The 14,203-nt window shown below is 37.1% G+C and carries 13 protein-coding genes and 1 riboswitch; all 13 genes read left to right on the forward strand.

The genetic code is table 11. The features are described from left to right. Positions 1-6 precede the first annotated feature (6 nt). The 13 genes from hpf to BLE01S_RS11320 all read left to right on the forward strand — a co-directional run bounded on the left by hpf (position 7) and on the right by BLE01S_RS11320 (position 14,181). On the forward strand, positions 7-561 hold the full coding sequence (gene hpf, locus BLE01S_RS11260; protein ID WP_066141693.1) for a ribosome hibernation-promoting factor, HPF/YfiA family: 555 nt from the start codon (positions 7-9) through the stop codon (positions 559-561). Between the two features lie 135 nt (positions 562-696). Further along, positions 697-1,254, forward strand: coding sequence for a chromate transporter (locus BLE01S_RS11265; RefSeq protein ID WP_066141698.1), 558 nt, complete (start codon positions 697-699; stop codon positions 1,252-1,254). Next, positions 1,251-1,784, forward strand: coding sequence for a chromate transporter (locus BLE01S_RS11270; protein ID WP_066141699.1), 534 nt, complete (start codon positions 1,251-1,253; stop codon positions 1,782-1,784). Before BLE01S_RS11265 ends, BLE01S_RS11270 begins: the two co-directional genes overlap by 4 nt. 206 nt (positions 1,785-1,990) lie before the next feature. Beyond that, positions 1,991-4,504 carry a preprotein translocase subunit SecA gene (gene secA, locus BLE01S_RS11275; RefSeq protein WP_066141701.1) on the forward strand — a complete coding sequence of 838 codons (2,514 nt, stop codon included), beginning with the start codon at positions 1,991-1,993 and terminating at the stop codon, positions 4,502-4,504. 62 nt (positions 4,505-4,566) lie between these two features. Continuing rightward, positions 4,567-5,665 (forward strand): peptide chain release factor 2 gene (gene prfB / locus BLE01S_RS11280; protein ID WP_111703524.1). Its coding sequence is split into 2 segments (ribosomal slippage): positions 4,567-4,638 and positions 4,640-5,665, totalling 1,098 coding nucleotides; the frame shifts between segments, so codons are not numbered across the junction. Between the two features lie 237 nt (positions 5,666-5,902). Beyond that, positions 5,903-6,226: a cytochrome c551 gene (gene cccB / locus BLE01S_RS11285; RefSeq protein WP_066141705.1), complete on the forward strand. Its 324-nt coding sequence runs from the start codon at positions 5,903-5,905 to the stop codon at positions 6,224-6,226. Positions 6,227-6,671: 445 nt separating this feature from the next. Continuing rightward, the gene (gene ftsE, locus BLE01S_RS11290) at positions 6,672-7,358 is read left to right on the forward strand and encodes a cell division ATP-binding protein FtsE (protein ID WP_066141707.1); all 687 of its coding nucleotides are present in this window, start codon (positions 6,672-6,674) and stop codon (positions 7,356-7,358) included. Beyond that, the gene (gene ftsX, locus BLE01S_RS11295; RefSeq protein WP_066141710.1) at positions 7,348-8,232 is read left to right on the forward strand and encodes a permease-like cell division protein FtsX; all 885 of its coding nucleotides are present in this window, start codon (positions 7,348-7,350) and stop codon (positions 8,230-8,232) included. The genes ftsE and ftsX overlap by 11 nt, the downstream gene beginning before the upstream one ends. Positions 8,233-8,296: 64 nt before the next feature. Beyond that, on the forward strand, positions 8,297-9,679 hold the full coding sequence (locus BLE01S_RS11300; RefSeq protein WP_066141713.1) for a murein hydrolase activator EnvC family protein: 1,383 nt from the start codon (positions 8,297-8,299) through the stop codon (positions 9,677-9,679). A 120-nt stretch (positions 9,680-9,799) separates the two neighbouring features. Continuing rightward, positions 9,800-11,254: a cardiolipin synthase gene (gene cls / locus BLE01S_RS11305; RefSeq protein WP_066141716.1), complete on the forward strand. Its 1,455-nt coding sequence runs from the start codon at positions 9,800-9,802 to the stop codon at positions 11,252-11,254. 49 nt (positions 11,255-11,303) lie between these two features. Further along, positions 11,304-11,927, forward strand: coding sequence for a hypothetical protein (locus tag BLE01S_RS11310; protein ID WP_066141718.1), 624 nt, complete (start codon positions 11,304-11,306; stop codon positions 11,925-11,927). Further along, positions 11,924-12,529 carry a peroxiredoxin family protein gene (locus BLE01S_RS11315; RefSeq protein WP_066141721.1) on the forward strand — a complete coding sequence of 202 codons (606 nt, stop codon included), beginning with the start codon at positions 11,924-11,926 and terminating at the stop codon, positions 12,527-12,529. Before BLE01S_RS11310 ends, BLE01S_RS11315 begins: the two co-directional genes overlap by 4 nt. A 108-nt stretch (positions 12,530-12,637) precedes the next feature. After that, positions 12,638-12,753, forward strand: a riboswitch (SAM riboswitch). 126 nt (positions 12,754-12,879) lie between these two features. Next, entirely contained in the window at positions 12,880-14,181 is a 1,302-nt protein-coding gene (locus tag BLE01S_RS11320) for an O-acetylhomoserine aminocarboxypropyltransferase/cysteine synthase family protein (RefSeq protein ID WP_066141724.1), read from the forward strand. Positions 14,182-14,203: the final 22 nt, after the last annotated feature.

Raw genomic sequence — 14,203 nt, forward strand, 5'->3', positions numbered from 1 at the left:
ATTTTTATGCTAAACTACCAAATTCGCGGTGAAAACATCGAGGTAACTGAGGCTTTACGAGACCATATTGAAAAGAAAGTAAGTAAACTAGATCGTTATTTTAGTGAAACACTTGAAGCGAATGTACATGTTAACTTAAAAGTAAATCCAGATAAAAAAGCTAAAATTGAAGTTACTATTCCAATTCCTCAGCTTGTATTGCGAGCTGAAGAAACGAATGATGATATGTATGCAGCGGTTGACTTGATAGTAGACAAGTTAGAAAGACAAATCCGTAAACATAAAACAAAAGTAAATCGTAAATTCCGTGAAAAAGGAAATTTAAATGAGTTTTTTGCTACAGGAGAGAATGGTTCAGCTGTTGAAGAAGAGGACGAAGATGAGTTAAATATTGTTCGAACGAAACGATTTGATTTAAAGCCGATGGATAGTGAAGAGGCTGTTCTTCAAATGAATATGCTCGGACATAGCTTCTTCATCTATACAGATGCTGAAACAGATGGGACACATATAGTATACCGTCGTAAAGATGGAAAATATGGATTGATTGAAACGAATTAAACAACAAAAGCACACACCATGGTGTGTGCTTTTGTTGTTTAGTTTCTTTTGTATTCATTGTATAATTCAATAAATATAGTTAACTTTGTGAGGATGATTATTTCTCTTCTTAAATATAAGAAGGCGGTTGATTCGATGAAGCAGATAGATATATTTATAGCATTTTTTCGTTCAGGGATACTTGGTTTTGGCGGTGGTCCATCCGCCATTCCACTTGTCCAAAGAGAAGTGGTGCTGACATATAAATGGATGAACGATGAAGAATTTTCTGATGTGCTTGCGTTAGCAAATGCACTGCCAGGCCCAATTAATACAAAAATGGCCGGGTATATTGGTTGGCGTGTAGGAGGGGTGTTTGGTATGCTGAACGCCCTTTTTGCTACGATTATACCTACTGTCTTCCTTATGATCCTATTTCTTACATTACTTTCTGCTCATAAAGATAAACCTTGGGTAGCGGGTATGTCGAGGGCAGTAATTCCAGTTGCGGGTGTCATGATGGGAATATTAACATGGGATTTTATCGTAAAGTCAAAAGCAACATTGGGGTGGAAATGGACAATATTATTTGTCACATTAAGTATCCTCATGTTGGTACTTCTTGGTATTCATCCCGCTATATTGATTGCAGGGTTATTATGTGTGGCTCTATTTTCTCGCGGAAAGAGGAGTGAAAGAGGTGAACACTCGTGATATATTGGGAGATTTTCATCGCCTTTTTCATCCCCGGTATACTTGGTTATGGGGGAGGTCCCTCCTCGATTCCACTTATCGAAAATGAAGTGGTTGGAAGATATCATTGGTTAACGGTTGATGAATTCAGTGAAGTATTAGCGCTGGGAAATGCACTGCCAGGCCCGATCGCGACTAAAATGGCTGGTTATATTGGTTATCAGCAAGCAGGGATTCCAGGAGCAGTAGTGGCCTTGTTTGCAACAGTTGCCCCATCACTGCTATTAATGATTGCTTTGTTAGGATTATTATTGAAATTTAAGGATTCACCTCAGGTGAAAAAAATGACCCAACTTGTAAGACCTGCGATCGCTGTATTACTGGGAATGATGACTGTGAATTTTTTCTTGAGTTCTGTATCCGAAAATAGTGCGGGATATTTGCAGACAATCTTCATCAGTTTAGTAAGCATCGTATTACTTCAAGTAAGAAAGGTTCATCCTGCGTATGTAATTGCAGGCGCACTTCTTTATGGTGCCTTCTTTTTATAAGTATATTCGTAGGCCAGATTCGATGACCACATACGTGACCATTGAACCTGGCCTTTAATAATGATAAGATTAGTAAGGTAATTTGTAACATTTTACTATTAGATTTATTAAGGTTATTTTACCAATAATATTTTCTGGGTGATTTATCCGGGTTGATATAAGAAGTTAAACTTGCTCGTATTTTGAAAATAAAGGGAGCGTATTAAATGGTTACTTTTATCAAAAAAATGTTTGATCCTAATAATCGTGAATTAAAACGTCTAGATAAAGTGGCAGATCAGGTGATCAGTCTTGAATCCGAGATGGAAAAATTAACAGACGATCAATTACGAGGTAAAACAGATGCTTTTAAGGAGCGTTATCAGAATGGAGAGTCTCTAGATGACCTTCTTGTAGAAGCATTCGCTGTTGTTCGAGAAGGTGCTCGTCGAGTGCTGGGGCTATTTCCATATCCTGTACAACTGATGGGGGCGTCTTCCCTTCATGAAGGGAATATAGCGGAAATGAAAACAGGTGAGGGTAAAACACTAACAGCAACGATGCCTGTTTATTTAAATGCACTTACAGGAAAAGGTGTGCACGTAGTTACCGTCAACGAATATCTAGCTAGTCGTGATGCGAGTGAAATGGGAGAATTGTACGAATTTCTTGGCTTAACTGTTGGAATGAATTTGAACAGTATGTCAAAAGAAGAGAAACAAGAAGCATACAGAGCTGACATTACTTATGGTACAAATAATGAGTTTGGTTTTGATTATCTTCGAGATAATATGGTCCTGTATGCAGAACAAAGAGTTCAACGTCCCCTTCATTATGCAGTCATTGATGAGGTTGACTCCATTCTGATTGACGAAGCTAGAACACCTTTGATCATTTCAGGACAGGCACAAAAATCTACGCAAATGTATATGCAAGGCAATGCGTTCGTGTCGCTGTTGAAAAAAGAAGAGGACTATACATTCGATGAGAAAACGAAAGGTGTGCAGCTTACTGAAGAGGGAATCAATAAAGCAGAGCGTTATTTTAAAATTGATAACCTCTTTGATATTTCTCAAGTCACTCTAAATCACCATATTAATCAAGCATTAAAAGCCCATGTTAGCATGCATCTTGACGTAGACTATGTAGTCCAGGAAGATGAAATTGTCATTGTTGATCAATTCACTGGAAGGCTTATGAAAGGACGCCGTTTTAGTGATGGCCTTCATCAGGCAATCGAAGCGAAAGAAGGCGTAGAGATTCAAAATGAATCGATGACAATGGCAACGATCACTTTTCAGAACTATTTCCGAATGTATGAAAAGCTTGCTGGTATGACAGGTACGGCAAAAACGGAAGAAGAAGAATTTAGAAATATTTACAATATGCGCGTGATTGCTATTCCAACAAACCAACCTATTGAAAGGGATGACCGCGCCGATTTAATTTATGCGTCTATGGACGGTAAATTCAGAGCTGTTGTAGAAGATATAGAAGAACGATATAAAAAAGGACAGCCTGTTCTTGTCGGTACTGTAGCGATTGAAACGTCTGAATTGATTTCATCACTTTTATTAAAGAAAGGCGTAAAGCATGATGTATTAAATGCAAAGAACCATGGCCGGGAAGCGGAAATTATTATTGGTGCAGGGCAACGTGGGGCTGTTACGATAGCAACTAATATGGCTGGACGGGGTACAGACATCAAACTTGGTGAAGGAGTGAAAGAATTAGGCGGTCTTGCTGTTATTGGTACAGAGCGCCATGAATCACGCCGGATAGATAATCAGCTACGAGGACGTTCTGGCCGTCAAGGGGATCCAGGTGTCACTCAGTTTTATTTGTCGATGGAAGATGAATTAATGCGTAGGTTTGGCTCAGACAATATGAAATCAATGATGGAACGCATGGGAATGGATGACTCTCAGCCTATTCAAAGTAGAATGGTTTCTAAAGCCGTTGAATCTGCACAAAAACGGGTGGAAGGAAACAACTTTGATGCAAGGAAGCAGCTACTCCAATATGATGATGTATTACGTCAGCAACGAGAAATCATTTATCAACAACGGAATGATGTAATGGAATCAGAGAATTTACGTGAAATAGTTGAAAATATGATTCGTTCTGTTGTTGAAAATACCATCCATGCGCATACTCCGAAACATGAAGAAGAAACGGAATGGAATTTGCAAGGAATTGTTGACTATGTAAACGCCAATTTATTACCTGAAGGGGATATCACTGTTTCTGACTTAAATGGTAAAGAGCCGGATGAAATGATTGTGTTGGTTAATGATAAAATAAAAGCTCGCTATGATGAAAAGGAAGAGCAATTGACTCCTGAACAAATGCGTGAATTTGAAAAAGTCATCTTACTACGCTCTGTTGATACGAAATGGATTGATCATATTGATGCGATGGAACAACTACGTCAAGGTATCCATCTAAGAGCCTACGGCCAAATTGATCCTCTAAGGGAATATCAAAGCGAAGGATTTGCAATGTTTGAAAGTATGGTTGCTTCTATCGAAGAAGATGCTGCTAAATATGTGATGAAAGCAGAGATTCGCAATAATTTAGAGCGTGAGGAAGTGGCCAAGGGTCAAGCTGTTAATCCGAAGGAGGAAGAGGGACCAGTAAAAAGAAAGCCAATCCGTAAAGAAGAAAATATTGGACGAAATGCCCCATGTCCTTGTGGCAGTGGCAAAAAATATAAAAATTGTCATGGTAGACTCGCATAGACTCTTCCGTATGATAAAAATAACAAACAAAGTAAGTTAAACTGATGATCGAGGTGGATGTAATGGAATTATTTGAAGTGAAAACAGAATTAGATAACTCAGCTAAGCGTTTGGCTGATTTTAGGGGGTCTCTTTGACTTAGAAGAAAAGGAGACAAGAATAGCTGAATTAGATGAACTAATGCTTGAGCCGGGATTTTGGGATGACCAACAAGGGGCACAAGCGACAATTAATGAAGCAAATGCTTTGAAAGACCTAGTTAATGAATATAAAGAACTTTTGGAAACACAGGAGAATCTTGAGCTAACACATGAGCTTGTGAAAGAAGAAGCTGATGCGGATCTAGAGGCAGATCTAGAAGAAGAACTAAAAGCATTGGTTCATCAACTGAATGAGTTCGAACTACAATTATTATTAAGTGATCCGTATGATAAAAATAATGCAATTCTGGAATTACATCCAGGCGCAGGTGGAACAGAATCACAAGATTGGGGTTCTATTCTACTCCGTATGTACACACGCTGGGCAGAGAAAAAAGGTTTTAAAGTAGAAACCATGGATTATTTACCAGGTGATGAAGCAGGTATTAAAAGTGTAACATTACTTATTAAAGGTCATAATGCTTATGGTTATTTAAAGGCTGAAAAAGGAGTTCATCGTCTCGTGCGAATTTCACCATTTGATTCATCTGGCAGACGTCACACATCATTCGTATCTTGTGATGTTGTGCCAGAATTCACTGGTGACATCGAAATCGAAATACGTTCTGAAGATTTGAAAATAGATACGTATAGAGCGAGTGGGGCTGGTGGGCAACATGTTAACACGACAGATTCTGCTGTTCGAATTACACATATTCCGACAGGTGTCGTTGTAACATGTCAAAACGAACGCTCGCAAATTAAAAATAGAGAACAAGCGATGAAATTACTGAAAGCAAAGCTTTTACAACGAGAAATTGAAGAAAAGGAAAAAGCGATGGCCGAAATTCGTGGAGAACAAAAGGAAATTGGCTGGGGAAGTCAAATCCGTTCTTATGTATTCCATCCTTATTCTATGGTTAAAGACCATCGGACAAATGCAGAAATTGGTAATGTGCATGCTGTCACAGATGGAGAACTTGACCCATTCATTGATGCATATTTACGTTCTCGTATTTAAAATTTGAATCATGTTTTGTAGGGATCGTCAGAAGACTACTCTTCTAACGATTCTTTTTTTGTTAAGCAGTATAAATAAGGAGATCTACGTAATGATTCCTTGTTTACTCATGGTATAATTCACCAATTTGCAACAAATGAGGATTGGCATTTCGACATTCAGTTGTAAAGAGTTTTAAAAAGGAACAATATTGGTATACTATAGTAGCGCAGTAATATCTTTAAGGAGATGTGTCTATTGAAGAAAAAATTATTAGGTCTAATGATGGGTGCAACTTTAGCGATTATCTTGACAGCTTGTGGCGGTGGCGGCAATAACAGCAATGAAAATGCCGGTGAGTCAGTAAGTGATGCAGAAGCAATTGTCAATAAAAGTTGTATTAGCTGTCATGGAGAAAATTTAGAAGGACGAAATGGTCCGGCGTTAGATAAAATTGGAGCAACAATGGATAAAGATGAAATTTTAGATGTAATAGCGAATGGTCGTCCTGGAATGCCGAAAGAGATCATTAAAGGTGACGACGCGGAAAAAGTTGCTGAATGGTTGGCAGAAAAAAAATAATATAATACTTTCAAATATGCAGCTGCATTTAAATGTAGCTGCATATTTTTGTGAAAATAATAAAGTGCTGATTTTTTATAGCTAGAATTTTCATAAAAATGTAGTAACTCATATAAAATAAGTCGTTCTTTTTCGGTTCTAAAGACCTATTTACAGTACGTGAAAAAAGAATTAGACGCATTTAGTTTAAATATGTTACAAAAACTCAAAAATGAAATGAAACTGTAATATAGTTTTCCCTTAACATATTCAATTCTGATGTTATAATAAGTTTGGGTTAAAAAATGTCAGCAATAGACTAAATACTTCAGTATTTTTCGCCAAGATGAAAATATTGGTGAAAAGAGAAAATGTAGAACCATCTTTTTTTGTTCTCAGATGATATATATGCAATTGGGACAAGACCACTGTGATGGCACAAGTTGGTTGGAGGCCAGGTGATTTTATGATAGAAATGCAAAAAGTTACAAAAAAATATTCAAATGGCATTATCGCCGTAAACGACTTAAATATTAATATTAAGCATGGCGAGTTTCTTTATGTAGTAGGACCTAGTGGGGCTGGAAAGTCTACTTTTATTAAAATGATGTACCGTGAGGAAAAACCTACCACTGGAAATATTATAGTGAACGGTATTGATTTATCTAAATTAAAAAATAAACAAGTTCCATATTTACGTAGAAATATTGGGGTGGTATTCCAAGATTTTAAGTTATTACCAACATTAACAGTATTCGAAAATGTAGCATTTGCGCTTGAAGTGATAGAGCAACGCCCAGCGGAAATTAAGAAACTTGTAATGGAGGTACTTTCATTAGTTGGTTTAAAACATAAGGTACGTATGCTGCCAACAGAATTATCTGGGGGAGAGCAACAGCGAGTTTCGATCGCTAGATCCATTGTTAATAAGCCTAAACTTGTAATAGCGGACGAGCCAACGGGGAATCTTGATCCTGAAACTTCTTGGGAAATAATGAGCTTACTAGAGGAAATTAATCTTCAGGGGACAACAATTATTATGGCTACGCACAATAGAGAAATTGTAAACACGATTAAACATCGTGTTGTGGCTATCGAAAATGGAAGAATTGTCCGTGATGAGCAGCGAGGAGAGTATGGTTATGAAGGCTAGAACGTTTGGGCGGCATCTTCGTGAAAGTTTTAAAAGCCTGCGCCGCAACGGCTGGATGACTTTTGCTTCCGCAAGTGCAGTTACTGTAACTTTATTACTAGTCGGAGTTTTCTTCGTCATTATGATGAATATGAATAAATTTGCAACTGATATCGAAAGTGATGTCGAAATTAAAACACATATTGAGCTTACAGCATCTGAGGAAAATATTGAGACGCTAAAACAACAAATTGAAGGAATGGATCTTGTTGAGTCTGTTACATTTTCTTCGAAAGAAGCTGAACTGGAACATCTGATAAAATCTATGGGGAAAGAATGGACCTTATTAGAACAGAAAAATCCTCTGTATGATGTATTTGTCGTAAAAACGAAGAAGCCTACTGATACACCGATTGTAGCTGAAAAAATTGATAAATTAGAGTTTGTGCATTCAGCTCTATACGGTGAGAACAAAGTAGAAAGCTTGTTTAATATATTGAAGACAAGTCGTAACATAGGAATCGTGTTAATTGTTGGCTTGTTGTTTACAGCAATGTTTTTAATTTCTAATACGATAAAGATTGCGATCTTCGCTAGAAGACGTGAAATAGAAATTATGAAACTAGTAGGAGCTACTAATTGGTTTATTCGTTGGCCATTTTTATTTGAAGGAATGTGGCTGGGAATATTAGGTTCAATTATTCCAATAGGTATTGTTGCTTCTGGATATTACTATGCTTATGATTTTTTAGAAGCGCGTATACCAGGAGAATTACTTCAACCGTTAGCTTATAGTCCGTTTGTATATCAAATATCGGCGATTATTTTAGCGATTGGTGTTCTTATTGGTGGTTGGGGTAGTTTCATATCCGTAAGAAGATTCTTGAAAATTTAGTTGTGAAGAAGACCTACAAATAGAATGTAGAGATTACTAGGGAGAGAGAAAGGGGAAGTACCTTTTGAATAAACGATCAATATTATCATTTTCATTGGCAACTGCTTTAGGGCTTGGATCTATTTTTGCAGGTGCCGGAAAAACAGAAGCTGCAAATTTATCGGACTTAGAACAACAGAAGTCAGAAATACAAAATAAACAGTCGAATATTGGGAACTCTATTAATGAAAAACAAAATAAAATTTCTGAAATTGCAGGCGAACAAGGTAATTTGGAAGCTGAGATGAAACAATTAGAATCTGAAATTGCCGGTACTGATAAGAAAATTGTAGAAAAAGAACAGCAAATTAAAGATACAAAAGCAGAAATTGAAAGATTACGAGAAGAAATAGAAGAATTGAAAGAAAAAATTGAAGCTAGAAATGAGATGCTTCGTGAAAGAGCTCGTACGATTCAAATGAACGGTGGGTCTGTGAAATACATAGACATTTTGCTTGGTGCTGAAAGCTTTGGTGATTTGGTAGATAGAGTTACTGCTATGTCAACACTGGTAAAAGCCGACAAAGAAATTATCGATGAACAAGCGAAAGATAAAGAGCAATTAGAAAAAAATCAAGCTGAAGTAGAAAAGAAGTTAGCGAATCTAACTGATATGCTTAAAGAACTTGAAACATTAAAAGAAGATTTGAAAGCACAAAATGCTCGGAAAACTAAACTCATGAAACAATTAGATGCTGAGAAAAAGCATATTGAAAGTGAGAAGATGAGTTTAGAGGAAGAAGCTGCGGTACTTGAAGCTCAAGATGCAGCAATCGCAAAAGCAATTGAGATGGAAAAAAATCGTATGGCAGAAGAAGCAGCTCGCCAAGCAGAGGAAGCAAGAAAAGCTGAAGAAGCACGTAAAGCAGCTGAAGCCCAAAGCGCTTCCCAACAACAATCAACTGTTTCATCGAGTAAGAGTAGCAGCAAGAGCAGTAGTAGCAATAACAGCAGCAACAAAGCTCCTGCCACTTCGAATAGTCCGAGCGTTGGAAAACCAGCTGTAACATCAGGCTTATTCATGAGACCAGCGAATGGTTATCTTTCATCTGGTTTTGGTGGACGTAGCCTGGGTAACCACTTTGGGGTAGATATCGCGGCTCGTGGTACTGTGCCAATCGTTGCAGCAGCAGATGGGGTTGTCATCAGATCAGAATATTCATCAAGCTATGGAAATGTTGTTTATATCTCACATCGTCTTAATGGTCAAACATATACAACTGTGTATGCACATATGAGTAGCCGTTCTATTTCATCTGGTGCATCAGTGTCTAAAGGTCAACAAATTGGTTATATGGGTAATACAGGTCAATCTTATGGCCAACATTTACACTTTGAATTGCATATTGGTCCGTGGAATGCAGCGAAATCAAATGCTGTTGATCCAACAAGATATATTAGTTTATAATTTACACTTTAATAAGAAAAAGACCGTATCCTTTAGGGTACGGTCTTTTATGCATATATGCTAGAATAGGGAATGAGATGTAATAAGTAAAAAGATTATTAGGATGCGAGGGGCTAATGTATGACATTTACTACGGTCACAACAGTATTATTAAGCTTAATTCTTGTTTTGAATATTGTGTTAGCAGGATTTGTTATATTTTTAGAGCGTAGGGATGCTGGGGCGACATGGGCATGGCTTCTCGTGTTGTTTTTTGTGCCTGTTGGTGGCTTTATACTTTACTTAATATTCGGACAAAATTTGAGCAGAAAAAAAATATTTGGCTGGAAAGATAAAAATAAAATTGGAATAATGGAAATTACAAAATACCAAATAGAATTACTAAGAAAAGGGGAATTTCCCTTCCATGATAATAAGACCTCTCAGTATAAAGATCTGGTTTATATGCTTCTTGTTAATGATAGTTCGGTTCTGACTCAAGATAATAAAGTCGAGATTTTTATTGATGGCTACGACAAATTTCGTTCCCTTCTCCTAGATCTTGAGCAGGCTCAAGATCACATACATTTTGTATACTATATATGGAGAAATGATAAACTAGGGACTGAACTAGTTGAGGCGTTAGCAAAAAAGGCAAAAGAAGGGGTAGAGGTTCGCGTTTTATACGATGCGATGGGATCTAGGAGATTACCTAGGAACTTCTTTCGATCACTGATAGCTGCCGGCGGAAAAGTGAGTGCTTTTTTCCCTGCTATATTGCCACATCTCAATTTACAAGTAAACTATCGTAATCATCGTAAGCTTGCGATTATTGATGGGGAAATCGGTTATATTGGTGGATTTAATATTGGCGATGAATACCTTGGTTTAAATAAGAAATTTGGATATTGGCGTGATACACATTTAAAAATTACTGGAAAAGCTGTGTTTGCTATGCAAACTCGTTTTATACTTGATTGGAATCAAGCTTCTTCGAGTTTAATTAGGTATGATGACAGACTTTTTCCAGAGATAGAATCCAGGGGAAATACGGATGTTCAAATTGTGTCTAGTGGACCAGATTCGGAGTGGGAACAGATTAAATATGGCATATTAAAGATGGTGAGTTCTGCCAAAAAGTATCTTTATATTCAAACGCCTTACTTTATACCAGATGCAAGTGTGCTAGACGCAATTAAGATTGCGGCCTTATCGGGCGTAGATGTACGCTTGATGATTCCAAACAAGCCTGATCATCCATTTGTTTATTGGGCAACGTATTCGAATGTAGGAGCAATTCTAAAAACAGGAGCGAAAGTATATAAATATGAAAATGGCTTTATTCATGCAAAAACAATTGTGGCAGATGGTAAGATAGCTACCGTTGGAACGGCCAATATTGATGTACGGAGCTTTAGGCTTAATTTTGAAGTGAACGCTTTTCTTTATGATGAAGAACTAGTTGGTGAGCTTGTTGAGATTTTTAGTAATGACATGGATCGATCTAGTGAGCTGACGTTGGAAGAATATTTAAAACGTCCGATGTTTATTCGCTTTAAAGAGTCTGTCTCACGACTGCTATCTCCAATTCTTTAAATAAAGCCGGTAGATTTAATTGTTTTAGTTTATTGGGAGGGCTCAGGTAATGTGGCTTTCGATCGGATCTTTATCATTTCAAGCATCATGGGCAGCAATCGCTATTGCCTTTTTCTTAACAACAGCTTTATTATATCTATTTAAGGAAAAAAGCTTTGCTGATTATTATAGTAATGCAATATTTATATTCATTCTAACGTGGAAACTAAGTGTAATTTTATTTCAGTTTAAACTAAGTATCCAAAACCCGTTTACCATATTGTATTTTAATGGTGGTATAAGGGGATATTGGCTAGGTATAGCAGCTTCATTGATCTATTTATTTATTGCAAGTAAAGGAAAAAAACAATGCCCAGCTAATATAAATATTAACGGTCTTTTTCAATCATGGTTAATGACAGTATCTATTTACGAACTGATAATGAGTATATTTCAGGATCATAATTGGTGGTTTATGGTTATATTAATATTAATTAATATGTCTTTTATAGTCATGACAGTTTTAAAAAGTAAGCAAATACAGTGGCAATATCAATTAGTCATCTTATTTACAAGTATTCAAGTACTAATTTATTCAATCATGAATAATCTCTTTTCAGCTCCAATCATAACGTATATATTAATAGCGGTACTCTTAAGCATAATTAAAAGAATTAGAGGTGTTGCCAATTGAAAAAAAATATTTTCGGAGTGATCATTATTGCAATTTTGATCAGTATCGTTACCGTGAATATAGTAAAAGAAACGCGAGCAAAAAAACTAGAGGAATTGGCTCAAGAGGAGTTTTTACTGGAATCGGCTACGAAAGAAGCGCATGTAGATGTTGCTAGTAAAGGGTTAACTGCAGGAAATGAACCTCCGGATTTTGAGTTGGAAACAATGGATGGACAAGCGGTAAAGCTATCCGACTATAAAGGTAAGAAGGTTATTTTGAATTTCTGGGCGACATGGTGTCCTCCTTGTAAAGCGGAAATGCCACATATGCAGAACTATTACAATACAGATGCTTCTGAAGAAAATGTCGAAATAATTGCTGTAAATTTAACGAATGCTGAAAAGGGACTTAACAAAAACGAAAAGATTAGTAATTTTATTAAAGAGTATGGTCTAACTTTTCCCATTCCTTTAGATGAAGAAGGAGAAATCGGTAATAAATATCAAACATTAACGATCCCAACCACGTATATGATTGATACGAATGGATTGATTCATAAAAAAATTGTAGGGCCAATGGACGAAGAAATGATTGGGAAATTAGTCCAAGAAATGAAATAAAGTAAAAAATATTAAAGAAATGATGAAAAGTGTTGACAATCTTTAAATACGTAGTATACTAATTTTTAAGAGTTCATTGAAATATCTAAAATTTAATAAATTGCATTACTCTTATCTAGAGCGGCGGAGGGACTAGGCCCTGCGATGCCCGGCAACCTTCAGATGACTTATATCTGAAAAGGTGCTAATTCCTACAGGTTATTTATTAACCTGGAAGATAAGGGGAGGAACTGTATATACGCCCTCTTCTTATCCAGAAGAGGGCTTTTTGTATTACTAAGATTGCAACAAACAATCATGCAACCTTTAAACAGAGTTTACCTATAAAATTACTTAAGGAGATGGATAAAATGTCAGAACAAAATTTTAAACCAGAAACTTTATTATTACACGGTGGGCAGGAACCAGATGCAACAGGTTCGCGGGCAGTACCGGTTTATAGAACGACTTCTTACGTATTTGAAAACACAGAGCATGCGCAAAAATTATTTGGATTAGAGGTTGCAGGTAATATTTATACACGTATCATGAACCCGACTGTTGATGTGTTTGAAAAACGTGTTGCTTTACTTGAAGGCGGAACTGCAGCAGTTGCTCTTTCTTCAGGCATGGCTGCCATTGCATTTTCAATCTTAAATATAGCAAGAGCAGGCGATGAAATCTTGGCAGCGACTGACCTATATGGCGGTACATATAATTTATTTGCAGTTACGCTTCCAAATTACGGAATCAAAGTAAACTTCGTTGATCCAAAAGATCCAGAAAACTTCCGTAAAGCAATTACACCAAAAACAAAAGCCATTTTTGCTGAAGTAATTGGTAATCCAAGCTTGCATATTCTAGATACAGAAGCTGTTGCTAACGTAGCTCACGATAATAATATTCCATTAATTGTTGATAGCACTTTTGCAACTCCGTACTTAAGCAGACCGATCGAACATGGCGCTGATATCGTTGTCCATTCCGCTACAAAGTGGATCGGTGGTCATGGAACTGCAATCGGTGGAGTTGTTGTAGACAGCGGCAAGTTTGACTGGAATAATGAAAAATTCCCAGGATTTACAGAGCCAGACCATTCGTATCACGGACTCCGCTTTGGTATTGATGTACCAGATGCAGCATTTGCTACAAAACTCCGTGTTCAGTTACTTCGTGACTTCGGTCCATGCTTAAGCCCTGACAATGCTTTTATATTCTTGCAAGGCTTGGAAACATTGCATCTGCGCATTACAAAACATGTCGAGAATGCAAAAGCTGTAGCAGAATACTTACAACAAAACGATGCGGTGGAGTGGGTTGCATATCCTGGACTTGAAAGCCATCCATCTTATGAACTTGCTCAAAAGTATTTCCCTAAAGGTGCTGGTGCAATCGTCAACTTTGGCATTAAAGGTGGCCGTGAAGCTGGTAGACACACGATTGATAGTGTCAAACTATTCTCTCATGTTGCCAATGTAGGGGATGCAAAATCATTGATCATTCATCCTGCTTCAACTACACACCAACAGTTAAGTGGAGATGATTTGAAAGCGACTGGCGTAACAGAGGAATTGATACGATTAGCAGTTGGCCTTGAAGCAATCGAAGATATTACTGCAGACCTTGAACAAGCAATTGCAAAAGCGGTTGAAGCTGCAACATCTGTTAAATAAATGATAAAAAAATTGGAGGCTG

This window comes from Lederbergia lenta NBRC 16444 (assembly GCF_001591545.1).
Taxonomy (GTDB): domain Bacteria; phylum Bacillota; class Bacilli; order Bacillales; family Bacillaceae_C; genus Lederbergia; species Lederbergia lenta.